The sequence below is a fragment of the Mycobacterium sp. IDUB_9 genome (genome assembly GCF_055419505.1).
The window spans coordinates 1-18,628 of record NZ_JBVAXU010000008.1; the positions used below are offsets into that span (position 1 = coordinate 1).

Consider the following 18,628-nt stretch of genomic DNA (forward strand, 5'->3'; position numbering starts at 1 on the left):
CCGGCCGCGGAGAAGGCCGACCGCAACAACCCGGATCATGTCGCGGCACCGTTCGCCGGTGTGGTCACCGTCGGTGTTGAGTTGGGAGACAAGGTCGAAGCCGGGGAGACCATCGCCACCATCGAGGCGATGAAGATGGAAGCAGCCATCACCGCGCCCGAATCGGGCACAGTGGCAAGAATCGCGGTCGCCCGGACCGTGCAGGTCGAGGGCGGCGATCTTCTCGTCGTCGTCAGCTAGCCCGGTGACCGCTATGGTCCACTGCGACTGGCGGATTCGCCGCCGCTATTGGAGGTACCGATGCCGTTGAACACCGTCGCGCTCGAGTTGGTACCACCCAACCTCGACCGCGGGCTCCAACACGCGTGGGAGGAGTCGCAGAAAATACTGCGGTTGTCGGCGGAGTCCGGCATCGACGCGCAGCTGGGGCACGTCATGATCCCCGCAATGATCGCCGAAGACGGTGACCGGCCGATCGAGATGAGGCCCAAGCTCGATGTCCTCGACTACTGGTCGATCATCGGGGCCGAGTTTCCCGAGGTACGTGGGCTGTGCACCCAGGTGACGTCGTTCTCGGATGAGACCGCATTGCGTAACAGGCTCATCGACCTCGGCGGAGCAGGGTTCGACGGCGTGATCTTCGTCGGCGTGCCACGCACGATGAGCGATGGCGAGGGCTCCGGCGTAACACCGGCCGACGCATTGTCGAAATTCGACGGCCTCGTCGAGAACCGCGGGGTGATCCTGATCCCGACCCGGAACTCTGAACACGACCGCTTCTCCTTCAAGTGCGACAAGGGTGCCACGTTCGCCATGACGCAGTTGCTCTTTTCAGACGCAGTGGTCGATTTCCTCCGGCGGTTCGCGCAGGAAAACGACCATCGGCCAGAGGTCCTGCTGTCGTTCGGCTTTGTGCCGAAGCTGGAGACGAGAACCGGCCTCATCGACTGGCTCATTCAAGACCCCGGAAATGAGGCCGTCGCACATGAACAGGCTTTTGTGAAATCGCTTGCCGCCAGTGAGCCTGAGGCCAAGCGGCGGCAGCTGGTCGATCTGTACAAGAGGGTCATCGATGGAGTGGTCGATCTCGGGTACCCCCTGAGCCTGCATCTCGAAGCTCCATACGGCGTTTCCCGGCCTGCCTTCGAGACGTTCGCTGAGATGCTGGCCTACTGGTCACCCGATGAAGATGCACCGCGGAGTGTGGGATAGGCCACTCCTGGAGCGGGTGCCGGCACAGAATTGGCTGAGACGAGTGGGTGGTGTGAAAAGACGACCACAAACGCACTGCTCGCTTCACGCCGGCGTTCGCCATGGCGGCTCGATCGCATTACGGCGACTATCACCGCATTTCGATAATGATTGGCTTGGCGTGAAGCCGTCTCCTGCCTCGCGCGGGTTGTGAAAAGAGCTGTTGTACTGCATGTTTGAAAGTTCCGTCAAATATTGACGGTGGCTGTAGAACGCGCCTGTTGCCTCATGTGGGCCGAAAGGGAACCCCCCACCGCCTGAAATGTTTTGGTTAGTCTCACCTCGCTGGTCCAAGGAGGCTGCGGGTCTGAGCGTGGCGCACACGTATGTGGCGCCCCCGGTCTGCGCCGGAGACAGGGGGTGTGGCTTTGACGTGTGATGAAGTGCTGCAGCACAGCACAACTGGCGTTGCAGGTTCTCGAACGCAGTGCGCGTGACCGATCCGGTGGTCTACCCGGTGCTTCCACGGGAACTCAAGAACATCTCCGAGGATGTGCGGCGGGTTCCGGGACCACCGATTCCACAATTGTTGAAACCAAGCAGGATTCGGGTGGCGACCCCCGATGGAGACGCTGCGCTGATCGCCGAGTGGATGAACCGGCCACACTTGGCCGAGACCTGGGAATATGACTGGCCCGTCGAACGCTGGCGCAGGCATCTGAAAGGCCAGGTGGAAGGCGACTATTCGTTGCCTCTCGTCCTGAGCATCGGCGGGGTGGACCGGGGTTATCTCGAAATCTATCGGGCTGCCAAGGATTCCATCGCTGATCGGTATGACAGTGAGCCGCACGATCTGGGTCTGCACGGCGCGATTGCCGACGAGGAGTTGGTCAACCGGGGCCTCGGCCCCATGCTGTTGCCCAAGATCGTCGCAAGTGTCCTGGCCGCCGATCCTGAATGTCAGCGGATCATGTTCGACCCCGACCACCGCAACGCCACTGTGCGTGGGTTATGTGAGTTCGCCGGATGCCGGTTCCTCGGCGAGCACGAGATGTCCAACCGCAGGATGGCGCTCTACCAACTCGACCGGGACACCGCCCGGAAATGGATGGCCTGAGTCCAGCCTTGCCAACCCGACTGGCTGACAGTCGGTTCGATTGCAGTCGACCGATCCCGTACCGGAAACGAAAGGTGGGGCTGGGTCTCATCGACCCGCCGATACAAGAAAATGACCACTAGCGATTCACCCACATCGCCCGCCGTGTCCGAGGGGCTGGCCGCGATTCTTCGTGACGACCTGGAACTCCCATGTCAATCACTCAGCTCCGGTACACGTCTCGTCGACGACCTGGGAATGGACTCGGTGTCATTCGCCGTGGGCCTGGTGACGATCGAGGAGAAATTCGGCGTGCAGCTCAGCGAGGAGGACCTCATCACCTGCCGCACCGTGGGTGACCTGCAATCGGTGATCGATCTCAGGAGTGCAGCATGAATCCGCTCGCAGGCGCACTGAGGGAGGCGATGGTCGGGTCACCGCACGACCTGGTGGTCCTGGATCGCGACACTGATACTTGGCGGCGCCGCCCGTGGCCCGAGGTACACGGCATCGCCGAGCACATTGCGGCCTACCTGCTGGGCCGGGACCAGCCCGGCGCGGTAGGTCTCGTGGGCGAGCCGACAGTGGAACTGATTGCCGCCATTCAGGGTTCGTGGCTGGCGGGCGCCGGAGTGTCGATCCTGCCGCGTCCCCAGCGGGGCGCCGAACCTTCGGAGTGGGCACGGGCCACGCTGTCCCGGTTCAGCAGCATCGGCGTGACCACAGTGTTCAGCTATGGCACCACCCTCCAGCTACTGCGGGACGCGGGCGCGTCGCTGACGGTGTGCGATGTCGCCGACGCTGCCAGCACACCGAACTCGACGCAGCTGCGGTATCCCGACTACGCGGACGTGGCAATCCTGCAGGGGACAGCCGGATCCACCGGCTCTCCTCGTACGGCAGTGTTGGCGCCGGAGTCTGTGCTCAACAACCTTCTGGCCGTGACCCAGCGATTGTCCCTGAGCCGCAACGACATCGGGTGTACATGGCTGCCGATCTATCACGACATGGGTCTGGCGATGGTGTTGGCGTCGACAATGTCCGGTATGCCGCTGTGGCTGGCGCCCACGGGTGCCTTCTCGGCGGCACCGCTGCGGTGGGCCGAATGGCTCTCCGAATCCTCGGCGACCTTCACCGCCGGACCGAATTTCGGTTACTCGGTGCTCGGCCGATTCGCCAACCGAGTCTCCGACGTCGATCTCGGCGCGGTACGGATCGCGATCAACGGGGGCGAGCCCGTCGACTGTGCCGGTGTCGATCGATTTGCCACGGGAATGAGCAGGTTTGGTTTCGACGCCTCAGCGATGACTCCCTCCTACGGGATGGCCGAGTCGACCTGCGCGGTGACCATTCCCGCGCCGGGGGAAGGCCTCCGCATCGACATTCCGGACGCGGCGGACACCGGCCGGCGCTTTGCGCTGCTGGGTCGTCCGGTGCCCGGCATGGAGGTTCGTATCGTTCCGTCTCCGCACGACGAGACCGGCGAATCCGGCGAAGTCGAGATCCGTGGTTCGTCGATGATGACGTCCTACCTGGGACATGCTCCCGTCGACGCGGGCAGCAACGGGCAGTGGTTCGCGACCGGCGACATCGGCTACCTCGTCGACGGTGCACTGGTGATCTGTGGGCGGTCCAAGGAGATGATCACGATCGCCGGACGCAACATCTTCCCCACCGAGATCGAGCAGGTCGTCGGTGAGGTGGACGGCGTCCGCGAGGGAGCGGTCGTCGCGGTCGGCACAGAATCCGGGGCCGCGCAATCACGGCTCCTGGTGGCAGCGGAGTTCACCGGGACTGAGCAGGACACCACCCGCAGTGCCGTGATCCGGCGAATCGTGTCGGTGTGCGGCGTGACGCCCGCCGACGTCGTGCTGATGTCGCCCGGATCGTTGCCACGGACGTCGTCGGGAAAGCTCAGGCGACTCGAGGTCCGGCGACAGCTGGAGGCGGCACGGTAGCCACCTGCCGCGCGATGAGTTTCGCGCCCAACCCTGGTCTAATCAGCATCCAATGTTGACTGAACGGGAGAGAACGCGTGGCTCAGCTGCTCAAGGTCCAGAACTTCAACGTCTCCAGCGACGGCTACGGCGCCGGCGAGAACCAGAGCTTTGAGCGTCCGTTCGGTCATGCCGAGCCGGGTGAGATGTTCTTCTGGGCCGGGGCCACGGCAAGCTGGCCCAACCGCACCGAACCTGGTGGCAGCCGTGGCCTCGACGACTACCTCACCCGCGATTTCCACCACAACATCGGTGCCGAGATCATGGGCCGCAACAAGTTCAGTCCCTACCGTGGCGCCTGGGAGAACCACGAATGGCAGGGCTGGTGGGGTGACGAGCCGCCATTTCATACCCCGGTGTTCGTCCTGACCCACCACCAGAGGCCGTCGTTCACCCTGTCCGACACGACGTTCCACTTCGTCGACGCCGATCCGGCTACGGTGCTCGAACAGGCGCGCGCCGCCGCGCAGGGCAAGGATGTGCGCCTCGGCGGGGGAGCGAGCACCATCCGGGAATTCCTTGACGCCGGGCTGGTCGACACCCTGCACGTGGCGGTGTCGCCGGCCGAGTTGGGCAGCGGGTCCCGCCTGTGGGAATCGCCTGATGAGTTGAACGACAGGTTCCATCATGACGTCGTACCCAGCCCCAGCGGCGCCGTCACCCATCACCTGTTTTGGCGGCGATGACTGTCCAGCGCGGCGGTGACCCGCTCAATCGCGGCAACGCACTCCGCGCTCGAACGTGCGGATGACGGCGGGTGCGGCCGCGTGCTGCGGCATGAGGCCGTCCTTGGAGTCCTGGCAGGCCCACATCACCAGACCGTAGAGCGCGTGCTCGAGCCATTGGGTGCTCGACTCAGGGTCGAACACACCTTCGGCCTGGCCGCGTTCGATCAGGCTCGTCAGGTAGGTGCTGTCAGGCACCAACTCGGGTGGCAGGCCACGAAGAACGGTGGGGTCGTCGAAGAGAAACAGAAGCCGGTTACCGACCGAGATCATCGCGTTGATCACGCGCCGCATCGCCTCGATCGGGCAACCGTCCTCGGGTGCGGCAGCGGCCACCGCGTTGGTCAAGACCTGCACCGAGTCGACAATCGTCGCGTTGATCAGGCTTTCCCGGTCCGGAAAATAGCGGTGCACCGTGGTGCGGCCCACCCCGGCCGCCTTTGCGATTTCGGGCAAGGTGGCGGTCCGGTCGTCGGCCAGGACTGCGGCGGCGGCCTCGATGATGGCCCCGCGGGTGCGCGCCTGGGTGCCCGAGAGCTCGCCTGTGGTCATCCGTCGATGGTATCGACGGATGTCACGAAGGTCTTGCGACCGGTATCGGCGTCGTCCGGTCCGACAGGAAACGCGCGGGACGTTGCCGGACGGGCAGCGGCCACCAGAACCACCGGCCGAGGATCGCGGCGATCGTCGGCGTCATCAGCGAGCGCACGACGAGGGTGTCGAACAGCAGACCCAGGCCGATGGTCGTGCCGCCCTGGCCGATGGCGATCAGATCGCTGGTGGCCATCGACGCCATCGTGAATGCGAACACCAGGCCGGCGGCGGTGACCACACCACCGGTGGCTCCCATGGCCCTGATGATGCCGGTGTTGATACCCGCGCTGACCTCTTCCTTCATCCGCGAGACCACCAGCAGGTTGTAGTCCGACCCGACCGCCAACAGGATGATGACCGAGAACGCCAGTGTCATCCAGTGCAGATCCATTCCGAGCAGGTACTGCCACACCAGGACGGACAGGCCGAACGATGCTGCGAGGGAGAGGATCACGGTGCCGACGATGACGAAGGACGCGATCAGTGCGCGGGTGATCAACAGCATCACGATGAAGATCAACGTGATCGCGCCGCAGGCCGAGATCAGCAGATCCCACTGGGCGCCGACCTGGATGTCCTTATAGGTGGCCGCAGTGCCGCCGAGGTAGATCTTGGCGTCGGCGAGCGGCGTCGTCTTGATCGCCTCGCGTGCCGTCTTCAGCAGCGGGTCGACATGCGAAATACCTTCGGAGGTGGCCGGATCCACGTCGTGAGTGATGATGAACTGCGCGGCCTGACCATCCGGAGAGACCATCAGATCCAACCCGCGCTTGAAGTCCGGGTTGTCGAACGCCTCCGGCGGCAGGTAGAACGAGTCGTCATTGCGGGCATCGTCGAACGCCTGGCCCATCACGGACGCCGTGTCGGTCATCTTGCCGATCTGGTCCACCAGCCCGTTGAACGTGCTGAACATCGTCTTCATCGTGCCCTGCATGGACTTCGAGATGGCGATCAACGGTGGCAGTTGCGCCACCAACTGAGGCATCAGCTGATCCATCTCGTTCATGTTCTTCACCGATTGCGAGAGGGTTTCGGTCATGGTGTCGATGCCGTCGAGCCCGTCGAACAGCGAGCGCATGGACTGGCACATCGGGATGTCGTAGCAGTGCGGTTCCCAGTAGAGGTAGTTCCGCATCGGCCGCATGAAATCGTCGAAATCAGCCATGTGATCCCGCATTTCGTTGGTGCTTTCCTGCATGTCGTTCATGCTGGAGGTGAGTTCGTGGGTGATGCCGGTCATCCGGTTCATCAGGCCCAGCATGTTCTCCATGATCCCGATCATCCGGCCGAGATCGTCGGTCAGCGTATTCATGTCGCCCATGCGCTCGCGCAGGAACTGCAGGTTCTCGGTCATCGACACCGACTGCATACTCACCTGGAAGGGCACCGAGCTGTGCGCGATGGGACGGCCCAACGGGCGAGTGATGCTCTGCACGCGGGCGACGCCGGGCACGCGGATCAGCTCCCTGGCGATCTTGTCCAGCACGATCATGTCGGCCGGGTTGCGCAGATCCCGTCCAGCGTCGACGAGCAGCAGATCGGGATTCATCCGAGCGGCCGTGAAATGTCTTTCAGCGGCGGCGTATCCGACGTTGGACGGCAGGTCCTTGGGAATGTAGAGGCGCTCGTTGTAGGAGGTCTGGTAGCCGGGCAGGGCGAGCAGCCCGACCAGAGCCACCGCGATGGCCGCGGCGAGGATCGGAACCGGCCAACGCACCACCGAGGTGCCCAGCCGGCGCCACCCCCGCGAACGGATCTCGCGCTTGGCGTCGAGCAGGCCGAACCGGCTGCCGACCACCAACATTGCCGGCGCAAGGGTGAGTGAGGCCAGTACCACGACAGACATACCGATGGCGCTCGGCACACCCATCGAACTGAAGTAATTCAACCGGGTGAAGTGCAGACACAGCATGGCGCCGGCCACCGTGAGTCCCGAGCCGAGGATGACGTGCCCGACGCCGTGAAATGCGGTGTAGTAGGCGTCTTCTCGTTCCTGGCCCTTCTGCCGGGCCTCCTGATATCGGCCCACCAGGAAAATGGCATAGTCGGTTCCGGCCGCGATGGCCAACGAGGTCAGCAGGCTTACCGAGAACGTCGACAAGCCGAGGAGGCCGGCGTGGCCGATGGCGGCGACCACGCCGCGCGCCGCCGACATCTCCAGCAACACCACGATCAGCATCAGCAACATGGTCGCGAGCGACCGGTAGACGACGATCAGCATCACGGCGATCACGGCGATCGTGACGAAGGTGATCTTGACCATGCTCTTGTCGCCGGCTTCGTTCATGTCCGTGGTGAGCGGACCTTGGCCGGTGACATAGGCTTTCACGCCTGCAGGTGGGTGCGAGTCGTCGATGATCTTGCGGACCGCGGCCACCGATTCGTTGGCGAGCGTCTCGCCCTGATTGCCCGCGAGGTTGACCTGCACATAGGCGGCCTTGCCGTCGGTGCTCTGGGACCCCGCCGCGGTGATGAGGTCGCCCCAGTAGTTCTGCACGTGCTGAACGTGTTCGGTGTCGGCCTGCAGTGTGCGGACCAGCTCGTCGTAATAGTGATGGGCTTCGGTGCCGAGCGGCTCGTCACCCTCCAGCACGACCATCGCGATCGTGTCGGAGTCGAACTGATCGAAGCGCTCACCGATCTTCTTCATCGCCACCAGTGCCGGTGCGTCCTGCGGTGACAGTGATACGGCGTGCTCGTGGCCGACGACCTCGAGTTGGGGGACGAGGGCGTTGAGGACGACGACGAGTACCACCCACGCCAGGATGATCGGTATCGAGGCGACGCGAATGACGCGGGCGATGCCCTTGTGTTCGAGAGTGGCATCGTGGTTATTGGCACTGTGGTTACTGGCACTGTGGTTGCTCATCAGGCGGCCTTGTCCAAGCAGAAGGCCTGGGCGTCGTGCTGATTCACGGTCTGCTCATCTCGGACGTCTCCGTTGACCACGATTCGGCAGGTGATCATGCTGCTGTCTCCTTGTGCAACCACGTTGGCGAACACCGTCGGCAGGGTCGTGACCACCTCGTGCCGCCACGGCAGCGAGCTGAAGCTCTCGGTGTGGGGTTGGGCGTCGGCATCCAGGAAGCTGACGTGCCCACTGGTCCCACTCGGGCCCTCGATCTCGTAGACGACGCGCTTCGGGTTGAACTCCACGATGTCGTCGCCGGCCGACTGGCCCGGATCGGTGTTGATGTGGGTTCCGAAGATTCCGTGCATCCGATTCATCGCAAACCCGCTGATCGCCACGGCCGCCACCAACACCAGTGGTATCCAGAAGCGTTTCGCAAGCCGAGAAACCGCTGCCACGGCACACCCACCTTTCCGGATCTGCGCACGGCGACGAAACCCTCCGACCGCGCATTAGTTGGCTGAACGTAACAGTCCCTTAGTGGATCTTCAACGTTCCATTAAGGAATGTTGATCTTCCTCACAGTTACTTCCCAAACGGAATTTTTAGCTCCCCGCGATGCAGTGTTCAGCGCACATGATCTTCGGGATCTAGCTCCAGCGAACAAGATTGGGCCTCGGAACCTGATGTCCCAACACCGCGTCGGCGCTGCCCTCGGTTTGCTGCCCGCGGGAGCCGCCTCGGCCGGTGGCGAACCTATGCGGTGAGCAGGCGCACCGGGGACCCCGCGCAGTAGGCGGCAATGTCCTCGACGATGTCCCGGTAGAAGATCGTCATCACGCCCTCGGTGACGTATCCGAGGTGCGGGGTCAGCAGTGTGTTGGGCAGCGTCGACAACGGGTGTTCCGACGGCAAGGGCTCCTGCTGGTAGACATCCAGCGCCGCGCCGCGAATCGTCTTGCTGCGGAGTGCTCCCACAAGTGCGTCCTCATCGATCAGGCCGCCGCGTGAGGTGTTCACCAGGATCGCCGACGGCTTCATCGCGGCGAGTTCGGCCGGCCCGATCAAGCCGCGGGTCGAGTCGGCGAGCACCATGTGCAGCGATACCACGTCGGCATCGGCGAACAGGGTGTCGCGATCCACCCGCGTGACACCGGCTTTGGCGGCACGCTCGTCGGTGAGGTTGGGACTCCACGCGATGACGTCCATGCCGAAGGCCTTGCCGATCGCGGCCACCCGGCTGCCGATCCTGCCCACCCCGACCAGACCCAGGGTGGCCCCGGAGAGGTCGGTGCCGACCGTGCTCTGCCACAGCCCGCCGCGGATGCGCTGATCCTCGACGACCAGGTGGCGCTGCAGTCCGAGGATCAGTGCCCACGTGTGTTCGACCGTCGGTGTGATGGCTCCGCCGGTGCCCGACACGGTGATGCCGAGGCCAAGCGCGGCGGCGACGTCAATGGCCGCGTTGAACGGTCCGGTGGTCACCAGCAGTTTGAGCGCGGGCAACTGGGCGAGCAGCGTCGCGTCCAGCGGGGTGCGTTCCCGCATCGCGACGACGACCTCGTAGCCGGCGAGGGTCTCGACCAGTGCAGGACCGGGCGCGACGTGTTCTCGCAGTGATGTGATCTCGGTGGCGCGGGGAATCGGTGACCAGTCGATGGTGTCGGCGATTCCCTGGTAGTCGTCGAGGACGGCGATACGCAGCGGCTCGGTCATGGATCAGTAGGCATTCGGATCGTTCTGCACGGCCGGCGGCACTGGATGCTGGTAGAGCTGGGATGCGTTCTCCCAGGTGATCTTCCGGATCACCTCGGCGGGCAGGCCCTGGATCTGTTCATGGATGATGCGCTGGGTGTGCGGCCAGGTCGAGTCGCAGTGCGGGTAGTCGGCTTCGAGCAGGATGTTGCCGGTACCGATCCGCTCGTGCTGGATGAACGACGATTGGTCCTCGACTGCGCAGAACCAGAAGTTCCTGGTGAACACCTCGGCGGGGGAGAGGGTTTCGCCCAACGCCTTCCATGTCCCGTACATCTCGTGGTAGCTCAGCATGTGGTCCAGACGATCGAGTAGCCCCGCCACCCAACCGATTCCGCCTTCGGACAGACATATCTTGAGATTCGGGTACCGGCTGGGCAGGCCGGAGTACAGCCAATCGACCGCGGCGGTGATCGCGTAGGCGAAGAACAGCACACCCTGAACGTCCGGTGGGGCGTCGTCGGTGGTGGACGGTGCCGAGCCCGAGGACCCGATGTGCAGGTTGACCACCGTGCCTGTTTCCGCGCACGCCGCCATCATCGGTTCCCAGTACCCGGAGTGGATGGTCGGCAGCCCCAGCATCGCGGGGTTCTCGCTGAACGTCACCGCGTGGAAGCCGCGTTCGGCATTCTCGTAGATCATCTGGGCGCCGACCTCGGGGTCGAGGAGCCACGGCAGTTGGCAGGGGATGATCCGGTCGGGATACGAACCGGCCCACGCTTCGAGATGCCAGTCGTTCCAGGCCCGCACCGCAGCCATCGCCAGGTCCTGGTCCTTGGTCACCTGCTGCAACCGCTGGCCGGCGAACCCTGGAAGGAACGACGGGAAGTTGAGCGACGCGTATACGCCGTTGAGGTCCATGTCCTTGACGCGTGCATGAATATCCCAGGCGCCTCGGCGCATCTCGTCGAATCGCGCGGGCTCGAACCCGTACTCATCGACCGGGCGGCCGACCACGGCGTTGAAACCCACGTTGGGCAGCGACTGCCCGTCGTACATCCAGGTCTGTCCACCATTTTCGGTGTCGACCACCTTCGGGGCGCGGTCGGCGAACTTGCGTGGCACGCGGCCGGTGAACGTATCCGGCGGTTCGACGATGTGATCATCGACGGAGATCACCGTGTAGAGACGTTCTGCCCGCTGCGGTTCCGGCAGAAACGTGACCGTGCGGTCGGCGCCCTTGTTGGCGGTCGTGAAGTCGAGATTGCCGGCAAGCTCGTCGATGGACTTCATGGGCTGAATCTCCTTGCTGCGTCAGGCCAGAACTTCTGGATCGGCCTTGATGGTCATGCGGGCGGCCCCGGCCCAGTACACGTCGGCGGCCCGTTCGATGAGCGAGGCCTTCATGCCGTACATGTCGGAGCGGTTCATCGCCGTGGGCTCCCGGCCGGTCAGCATCACCTGGTAGGCGAGTTTGCAGACGCGGTCGATCGATGCGGCCCGGTACACGGCCTCTGCCACGGTGCCTCCGGTGGTGATGACACCGTGGTTGGCCAGAATGGTCAGATTGGCGGCGCCGATCCGCTCCGCGAGCTCGCGGGCGCGGGGTGCCGAATCGACTTCGCCGTCATAGGTTTCGACGAAGCACATGTCATCGAGAAACAGCGACCCGGTCTGGTGCACCAGGTCCGGTAGCTTCCCCAACGCCGCGATGAGGCTCACGTAGTAGGGGTGGTTGTGGATGACGACGCGGGCATCGTCGCGTGTGCGGTGCAGTTCGGTGTGGATGTGGATGGCCGGCGTGACATCCCAGCGGCCTCGCACGACGCGCGCATCTTCGTCGACCACACAGATGTCGGATGCGGTGAGCTCCTGCCACCACAATCCCCACGGGTTGACCAGCATCTCGGTACGTCCCTCGGGCTGCCAGGTGATGTGGCCGGCCATGTTCTCGGCGAACCCGATCGAGGCCAGGTGCCGGAACGCCACGGCCAGCGCCTGCTCCTCGGTCAGGTCGACACCGATCGGCGGCGTGACCGAGGGAGACCACACTTTCAACCCACCCTGTCGCATCTCACCGACGTTCATAGCCGCCTCCCAACCGCGTCCGGATATCCTCGCGGAGTTGCCCTTTGGCGATCTTCCCGCCCGAGGACCGGGGCAGCTCGTCGAGCACGATGAGCTTCTCGGGCAGCAGCTCCCTCGACATCCCCTGCATCAGAAGGTGCTCGAGGAGCCCAGGAAGGTCGATGGCCTGCCCGTTGGCGGATGCTACGGGCGCCACAAGCTCGATGTAGATGCAGACCTTCTCGCCGAAGACCGGGTCGGGCATCGCCACCGCGGCCGCCACGGCCACCGCGGGGTGAGTCATCACCGCATCCTCGACCTCGCCCGCACTGATGTTCTTGCCACCGCGCACGATGAAATCCGAGGTGCGGCCGGTAACCGATAGGTACCCCTCGGCATCGACTTCGCAGACATCGCCCATCCGCATCCAGCCGTCGCGGGTGTAGAGCTTGTCGTGGTCCACACCGCCCAGATAGCCCAGGCTGGTGGCCGGCCCGCGGCAGGCCGGTTGGCCGCGCCCGGTCGAGGTCACGTCGTCCTCCCCGTCGAACAAGCGGACTGCCATCTCCGGTACCAGGCGTCCGGCGGTGCGTAGCCTGCGCTCGCGGGAATCCTGCAATGTGGTCCCGCTCAGCAGGCCGGTTTCGTTGGAGCCGTAGAACTGCAGGATGGTGGCGCCGGTGAGTTCCTCGAAGTCGGCGGCCCGCTGATACGGCAGCGCCTCACCTCCGGTGAAGACCACGCGAAGCGAGCTCAGGTCATACTCACGCGATGCCGGGTCGGCCATGATCATCATCAATTGGGTGCTGACACAGCACAACACGCTGACCCGGTGGCGGTCGATCGCCTCGCACACGGCTGCCGCGGCGAACTTTTCCAGCAGGACCGTGGTGGCACCGAGGTAGATCGGGGTGGTGTGTGCAGTCCAGATGCCGAACCCGAATGGAGCGGGGATGACCGGCAGGAAAATGTCGTCGGAACTCAGCGCACCGTTGGCCACTGCCTGCTGATGAAAGTAGTGCCACCGGTTCTGCGTGTGCACAACACATTTGGGAAGGCCGGTGGTGCCCGATGTCGAGTTGATCAGGAACACGTCGTCGGCTCCGACGCCCGCGGCCGGTGGTCGCGAGGGAGTGTCGGTGTCGAGGGACAAACCGTCCAACACCAGCGCGCTGATCTCAGGAGTCAGTCCCGAGACGGTGGCACGTGCCGACGACTGCCGCGTCGTGTCACTGACCAGCAGGCGCGGCGCAGTGGTCCGCAGGATCTGAGTGGCCTCGCGAGTCCCGGCGCGAGCGCCGATCCCGACGACGACGGCGCCGCATCGCTCGATCGCCACGAACAGCACGTGGATGGCCGCGGTATCGCCGTGCCAGACCGCGACGCGATCACCGGGCGTGATACCCAGGCCGGCGAACTGGGCGGCGAGGCGAGATGCGGCACAGTCGAATTCGTGCCAGGTAAACGTAGTGGCCGGGTAGTCGACATAGGCCGGCTTGTCGGGTTGGGCGCGGGCGTGTTCACGCACGGTCTGCGAGAGTGTGCGGTCCGACCACCATCCGGCCGCGCGGTAGTGGGCTGCGTCGGCAGCAGGGGCGGCGTCGCCAGCCTTCATCACCAAATCATATGAAAATAAGGACCCGTGTCAACGGGCGCACTGCGACCGCTGGGGTTCACGGTCTGCGCGGGCCGGACTGGGTCCAGGTACGCACCATGGTCGGGTCGACGACGCCGTCGACACCCGGGTACTGCTGGGCGTTGACCAGATGTGCCGCGGCCAGATCGCGGGCTCGCTGCGCATCGCCCATGTCGATCGCGTCGATCACCTGCCGGTGATCCTCCAGGACGGCCCGGCGTTCCTCGACGGGCACCGTCGAGTGATCCGTCACCTGGGCCGACCAGTTTTGCTCATGTGCCGACCACAATGCCTCCAATGCGCCCGCCAGGATGATCATCGTCTCGTTCCCGCAGTGGCGGACCAGTGCTTCGTGATACCGCCGACTGGCGGAGGTGGCCTGCAGCAGATCCGATACCGATCTGACTGATTCGTCGTGCAGCTCACGGAGAATGGGGACGACGGTACGTTTGCGGTCCGCGCGTTGGGCGCAGAGTGCGGCGCATGCCGGTTCGACCTGCAGCAGCGCAGTGCCCACGTCGCCGAGCCCGACCTGCCCGGCGCCCAGGACCAGCCCCATGGTGTAGGCAAGGTTTGCGGAGTCGGGTCGGTGGACCACCGCACCGCCCAGCTTGCCGCGCCGTACCGTCAACAGCCCCTCGGCCTCAAGGATGCGCATCGCCTCGCGAAGCGACGGCTTGCTGATCGGGTACTCGACGAGAAGTTCGTCCTCCTTGGGGAGGATGCTGCCGTCGGTCAGTTCCCCGGCGAGGATCCGGCGCCGCAACTGGTCGGCGACCTGTTCGGCAAGTCGCTGAAACCGGACATTTGGCTGCGCCACGCATCGAGTGTGCCAGATGGCCGGCCGTTCAGGAGGCCACGCCGAGCCTTGTATCCAAATGATTTGTCTCATACGGTGAGCCATGCAGAAGTGGACCATCGGCACGCTGACCGTTCATTCTGTGCTCGAGACGGTGGTGCCGACCCCGCCTGACCGGGTGTTTCGCGGGCTGCCATCGGAGCTCCCACGCTGGCTGCATCCCCACTATGTCGATGATGCCGGCAACTTGCTGGTGGCCATCCAGTCGTTCTTCATCGAATCCGGTGAGGACCTCGTCGTGGTCGACTGCTGCTTTGGCGAAGGCCACGACCTGCCATACCAAATCCCCATGGACCCGGACCAATACCGACAGTCGCTGGCCGCAGCCGGATTCACCCCCGCTGATGTGACCACCGTTGTCTGCACGCACCTTCACCTCGACCATGCCGGACGCCACACGACGCGGCGCGACGGCGCGTGGGTCCCCACCTATCCCAACGCGACGTACCTCCTCACCGCCGACGAATACACGTCATGGCGGCATTCCTCGGCGACGAACCGCGCGGCCGCCGAGACCGTCGAACCGCTTGTCGCACACGATGTCCTGCGGCTCACCGAGATGGACCACGCGATCACCGACGAGATCCGGCTGATCGCGACGCCCGGTCACACGCCGGGGCACGCCGCGGTGCGGATCGAATCCGGCAGCGAGGTGGCGGTCATCAGCGGGGACGTCGTCCACCATCCGCTGCAGATCACGCATCCCGACGTGCAGGCTCTGCCCGATGACGATCCAGCGGCGGCCGCGGTGACCCGCGCCCGGTTGCTGAGCAGCATCGCCGAAGAGCAGGCCTTGCTGCTCGGCACCCACTTCGCCGCCCCGACCGCAGGCACCGTGATCGCCGATGACGGTCGGCTGATGTGGGTGGCGATGTAGGCGCCGCGTCCTAGTTCGCCGTGTGGACGATGAGGATGTCGATCTTGACGCGCCGGGCGATGGTGGCAGGCACCGAGCCCAACAGGCGGCCGGCGACGGAGTCCAGTCCGATGTCGCCGACGACGATCAGATCCGCATTGACCTCTTTGGCGAGTTTCACCAAGGCGTCGACCGGGGCACCTTCGACTGCCCGCTCGACTATATCCGTGGCACCGGCGGCCTTGGCCCGGTCGCGCGCCACCTGCAGGATCTCGTAGACCGGGGCGGCGCCGTGCATCCGGTAGCCCTCGCTCTTGAGGCTGTCCTCCGCACGGGTATCGACCACATGATCGGGCGACGGCGGTCGCGACCAGCCGCCCTTTTCGGCCACGGGTTGGTGAGCACTCGCGACGATCAGCTTCGCATTCTCCTGCGCGGCGATCTCGGCGGCGCGGTGGACCGCTCGTAGCGACGAGTCGGAACCGTCGGTCCCGACAACGATCGTCCGATAGGTGCTCATGTCGTCTCCGAACTGTCGGCTACCAGGACAAACAGACCTTAATGCACGTCAATCTTCAGCTGGTGGAGATTGGGCTTCGCGCCGCGTCAAGGATCAACCGAGACAAGTGTCAACCATCAGCCGACGTCACACAGATGGAAAGGGGTTCTCGGTCATATCCGCCGAGTAAACGGCAACGTTGAAGGCCCCTGCCGACTGAGAAGGTGGCCAAATGCGCTTGATGCTTTCGCCGAACGGGCACGCCGGCGAGGCCAACGCCGAAACGAGCATGCTGCCGAGCGTGTCCGCTAATCAGACGAGCTGCGTGAGGTTCAGGCTCACCTTTTGTAGTGAGCAAGCACTCGACCGACGTGGAGTTGTCGGATGTGCGGGGTACCGTGCGCTCAAGAATGAGAAGCACACGTCAAACGAACGAGACATGGCACCCCCGACAGGATTCGAACCTGCAACCGACCGGGTAGAAACCGGATGCGCTATCCGTTGCGCCACGGGGGCAAGTCGGACCACCACAATTTACACCGCGTGGATGTCGTTACCGAAACGGATATGCACGTGGGCTGCTCGAACCACACCCGATGAAGCGAGCGAGTCAGTGGGTCGACATCACACCAAAGACAAAGGCGATCTCGGCGTCGCAAAAGCGCATGCCGACCTGGTTGGCAAGGGTTTTTACGTGCTGTTCCCCGCGACCGAGCATGCGCCGTTCGACCTTGTGGCGTACGCGGCGGGCACCTTCCACCGCATTCAGGTGAAGTACCGGTCGGCACGAGCGGGAGCGGTCAGACTCAACTTCCGGTCCACCTGGGCCGATCGCCGTGGTGCGCACAGCACGCCCATCGACAAGGCCGCGATCGACGTCATCTGCATCCACTGCCCGGACACACAAACACCTCCCGCCGATCGGCGAAACCCGTACTTCGGCGTGAAGGGGCGGTGACGCGCGAGGGACGCCCGGCAAAGCGGACCCCCGGGGCCGGAGGCGGACTAGCGTGGACGCTGCACTGGCGGCCTGGGGAGGGGAGAGGGACCACGCTATGAGCGATGTGCCGGAGTTGGACGCGGCCGGACTGCCCGAAGAACTGAGCGCAGTCGATCAGCTGTTGCATCGGGGAGAGGCAAACCCGCGCACCCGGTCCGGGATCATGGGCGTCGAGATTCTTGACACCACACCGGATTGGGACCGTTTTCGGACCCGGCTCGAGTACGCGTCGCGCAGAGTGATGCGGCTGCGTCAGAAGGTGGTCATGCCCACGCTGCCCACGGCCGCGCCGCGGTGGGTCGTCGACCCGGATTTCAATCTGGACTATCACGTACGACGGATGCGGGTGCCCGAGCCGGGCACCCTGCGCCAAGTGTTCGACCTGGCAGAAGTGGCATTGCAGTCGCCGATGGACATCTCGCGCCCGCTGTGGAGCGCGACGCTGGTGGAGGGGCTGGCCGGCGGCAAAGCCGCCACGATCCTGCACCTGAGCCATGCGGTGACCGACGGTGTCGGGCTCGTCGAGATGTTCGCCAGCCTCTATGACCTGGAACGCGATCCGGAACCCACCGCAACGCCCCCGGTGCCCATCCCGCAGGATCTCTCCCCGAACGACCTGATGCGCCAGGGCATCAACCGGCTCCCCGGCTCGATCGCCGGTGGCATCGTCGGTGCGCTCGGTTCCGCGGCGCGCGCGGCGACAAAGGTCGTGCGGGATCCGGTATCCGCGGTCAGCGGAGCGGTCGATTACGCGATGTCGGGCGCCCGGGTGATGGGCTCGGCCGCCCATCCGTCACCGCTGCTGCGCCGTCGCAGCCTGTCCACCCGTACCGAAGCGATCGACATACCGTTCGGCGATCTGCACCGCGCGGCCAAGGCCGCCGGCGGTTCGATCAACGACGCATACCTGGCCGGCCTGTGCGGTGCGCTGCGGCGGTACCACGACGCCTTGGGCATCTCGTTGGAGACGTTGCCGATGGCAGTGCCGGTGAACCTGCGCTCGGAGGACGACCCTGCCGGAGGCAACCGCTTCGCCGGGGTCAATCTGGCTGCGCCGGTCGGCATCGCCGACCCAGAGATGCGGATCAAGGCCGTCCGTTCGCAGATGACCAGCAAGCGTGAAGAGCGCGCCATCGACGTGGTCGGCCTCATCGCACCGGTGCTCAGCCTGCTGCCCGACACCTTCCTCGAATCGATGGCAGGGTCGGTGGTGAACTCCGATGTGCAGGCCAGCAATGTGCCGGTGTTCCCCGGCGACACCTACATCGCCGGGGCTAAGATCCTGCGGCACTACGGTATCGGCCCGCTTCCGGGGGTGGCGATGATGGTGGTGCTCATTTCCCGCGGCGGCTACGTCAGCATCACGGCCCGCTACGACCGGGCGGCCATCACCGACGGATCGCTGTTCGCCCGATGCCTGGTGGCGGGCTTCGACGAGGTGCTGGCACTCGGCGGGGACGGCCGCGCGGTGCCGGCGTCGTTCAGTCTCGACGACTCCTCGGCGACGAATGGGAGTGCTGCACAGTGACTTCGAAAGAATCGGTCCCTCGCGGAACCAAACA

The 18,628-nt window shown here is 64.8% G+C and carries 18 protein-coding genes and 1 tRNA gene; 9 read left to right on the forward strand and 10 right to left on the reverse strand.

The window, feature by feature from the left end:
- The 6 genes from ACZY08_RS26090 to ACZY08_RS26115 form a co-directional block, all read left to right on the forward strand.
- Nucleotides 1-240: biotin/lipoyl-containing protein (locus ACZY08_RS26090; RefSeq protein ID WP_463747517.1), on the forward strand; the 240-nt coding region annotated here is incomplete at its 5' end.
- A 60-nt stretch (nucleotides 241-300) separates the two neighbouring features.
- Nucleotides 301-1,212 (forward strand): mycobacterial-type methylenetetrahydrofolate reductase, encoded by a 912-nt coding sequence (locus ACZY08_RS26095; protein ID WP_463747518.1) that lies wholly within the window; start codon nucleotides 301-303, stop codon nucleotides 1,210-1,212.
- A 496-nt stretch (nucleotides 1,213-1,708) separates the two neighbouring features.
- A complete protein-coding gene (locus ACZY08_RS26100) occupies nucleotides 1,709-2,308 on the forward strand; it encodes a GNAT family N-acetyltransferase (protein ID WP_463747702.1) in 600 nt (199 codons plus the stop codon).
- A 111-nt stretch (nucleotides 2,309-2,419) separates the two neighbouring features.
- Nucleotides 2,420-2,683 carry an acyl carrier protein gene (locus ACZY08_RS26105; RefSeq protein ID WP_463747519.1) on the forward strand — a complete coding sequence of 88 codons (264 nt, stop codon included), beginning with the start codon at nucleotides 2,420-2,422 and terminating at the stop codon, nucleotides 2,681-2,683.
- Nucleotides 2,680-4,245, forward strand: a complete 1,566-nt coding sequence (mbtM, locus tag ACZY08_RS26110) for a long-chain-fatty acid--ACP ligase MbtM (RefSeq protein ID WP_463747520.1) — start codon at nucleotides 2,680-2,682, stop codon at nucleotides 4,243-4,245. Before ACZY08_RS26105 ends, mbtM begins: the two co-directional genes overlap by 4 nt.
- A gap of 77 nt (nucleotides 4,246-4,322) precedes the next feature.
- The gene (locus ACZY08_RS26115) at nucleotides 4,323-4,970 is read left to right on the forward strand and encodes a dihydrofolate reductase family protein (RefSeq protein ID WP_463747521.1); all 648 of its coding nucleotides are present in this window, start codon (nucleotides 4,323-4,325) and stop codon (nucleotides 4,968-4,970) included.
- Nucleotides 4,971-4,994: 24 nt separating this feature from the next.
- Here ACZY08_RS26115 and ACZY08_RS26120 read toward each other — a convergent pair whose 3' ends face one another.
- From ACZY08_RS26120 to ACZY08_RS26155, 8 genes are all read right to left on the reverse strand, one after another.
- On the reverse strand, nucleotides 4,995-5,561 hold the full coding sequence (locus ACZY08_RS26120) for a TetR/AcrR family transcriptional regulator (protein WP_463747522.1): 567 nt from the start codon (nucleotides 5,559-5,561) through the stop codon (nucleotides 4,995-4,997).
- A 22-nt stretch (nucleotides 5,562-5,583) separates the two neighbouring features.
- On the reverse strand, nucleotides 5,584-8,472 hold the full coding sequence (locus ACZY08_RS26125) for an MMPL/RND family transporter (protein WP_463747523.1): 2,889 nt from the start codon (nucleotides 8,470-8,472) through the stop codon (nucleotides 5,584-5,586).
- Complete coding sequence (locus ACZY08_RS26130) at nucleotides 8,472-8,912, reverse strand: MmpS family transport accessory protein (protein ID WP_463747524.1); 441 nt, start codon at nucleotides 8,910-8,912, stop codon at nucleotides 8,472-8,474. The genes ACZY08_RS26125 and ACZY08_RS26130 overlap by 1 nt, the downstream gene beginning before the upstream one ends.
- Before the next feature lie 298 nt (nucleotides 8,913-9,210).
- Nucleotides 9,211-10,170 (reverse strand): D-2-hydroxyacid dehydrogenase family protein, encoded by a 960-nt coding sequence (locus tag ACZY08_RS26135; RefSeq protein ID WP_463747525.1) that lies wholly within the window; start codon nucleotides 10,168-10,170, stop codon nucleotides 9,211-9,213.
- Nucleotides 10,171-10,173: 3 nt separating this feature from the next.
- Nucleotides 10,174-11,442: an amidohydrolase family protein gene (locus tag ACZY08_RS26140; RefSeq protein WP_463747526.1), complete on the reverse strand. Its 1,269-nt coding sequence runs from the start codon at nucleotides 11,440-11,442 to the stop codon at nucleotides 10,174-10,176.
- 21 nt (nucleotides 11,443-11,463) lie between these two features.
- Nucleotides 11,464-12,237, reverse strand: a complete 774-nt coding sequence (locus ACZY08_RS26145; protein WP_463747527.1) for a class II aldolase/adducin family protein — start codon at nucleotides 12,235-12,237, stop codon at nucleotides 11,464-11,466.
- The gene (locus ACZY08_RS26150; RefSeq protein ID WP_463747528.1) at nucleotides 12,224-13,831 is read right to left on the reverse strand and encodes a class I adenylate-forming enzyme family protein; all 1,608 of its coding nucleotides are present in this window, start codon (nucleotides 13,829-13,831) and stop codon (nucleotides 12,224-12,226) included. Before ACZY08_RS26150 ends, ACZY08_RS26145 begins: the two co-directional genes overlap by 14 nt.
- A 58-nt stretch (nucleotides 13,832-13,889) precedes the next feature.
- Entirely contained in the window at nucleotides 13,890-14,672 is a 783-nt protein-coding gene (locus ACZY08_RS26155) for a FadR/GntR family transcriptional regulator (RefSeq protein ID WP_463747529.1), read from the reverse strand.
- 82 nt (nucleotides 14,673-14,754) lie between these two features.
- Between ACZY08_RS26155 and ACZY08_RS26160 the strand changes: the two genes are divergently transcribed.
- Nucleotides 14,755-15,588, forward strand: a complete 834-nt coding sequence (locus tag ACZY08_RS26160) for an MBL fold metallo-hydrolase (RefSeq protein ID WP_463747530.1) — start codon at nucleotides 14,755-14,757, stop codon at nucleotides 15,586-15,588.
- A 10-nt stretch (nucleotides 15,589-15,598) separates the two neighbouring features.
- Here the strand turns inward: ACZY08_RS26160 and ACZY08_RS26165 are convergent, their stop codons facing one another.
- The gene (locus tag ACZY08_RS26165; RefSeq protein ID WP_463747531.1) at nucleotides 15,599-16,087 is read right to left on the reverse strand and encodes a universal stress protein; all 489 of its coding nucleotides are present in this window, start codon (nucleotides 16,085-16,087) and stop codon (nucleotides 15,599-15,601) included.
- Between the two features lie 419 nt (nucleotides 16,088-16,506).
- Nucleotides 16,507-16,582, reverse strand: a tRNA-Arg gene (locus ACZY08_RS26170).
- Between the two features lie 97 nt (nucleotides 16,583-16,679).
- On the opposite strand from ACZY08_RS26170, the gene ACZY08_RS26175 reads away from it, so the two are divergent.
- Both ACZY08_RS26175 and ACZY08_RS26180 read left to right on the forward strand, forming a co-directional pair.
- A complete protein-coding gene (locus ACZY08_RS26175) occupies nucleotides 16,680-17,024 on the forward strand; it encodes a group I intron-associated PD-(D/E)XK endonuclease (protein WP_463747532.1) in 345 nt (114 codons plus the stop codon).
- 97 nt (nucleotides 17,025-17,121) lie between these two features.
- Nucleotides 17,122-18,594: a wax ester/triacylglycerol synthase family O-acyltransferase gene (locus tag ACZY08_RS26180; RefSeq protein WP_463747533.1), complete on the forward strand. Its 1,473-nt coding sequence runs from the start codon at nucleotides 17,122-17,124 to the stop codon at nucleotides 18,592-18,594.
- The last annotated feature ends 34 nt before the right edge of the window (nucleotides 18,595-18,628 follow it).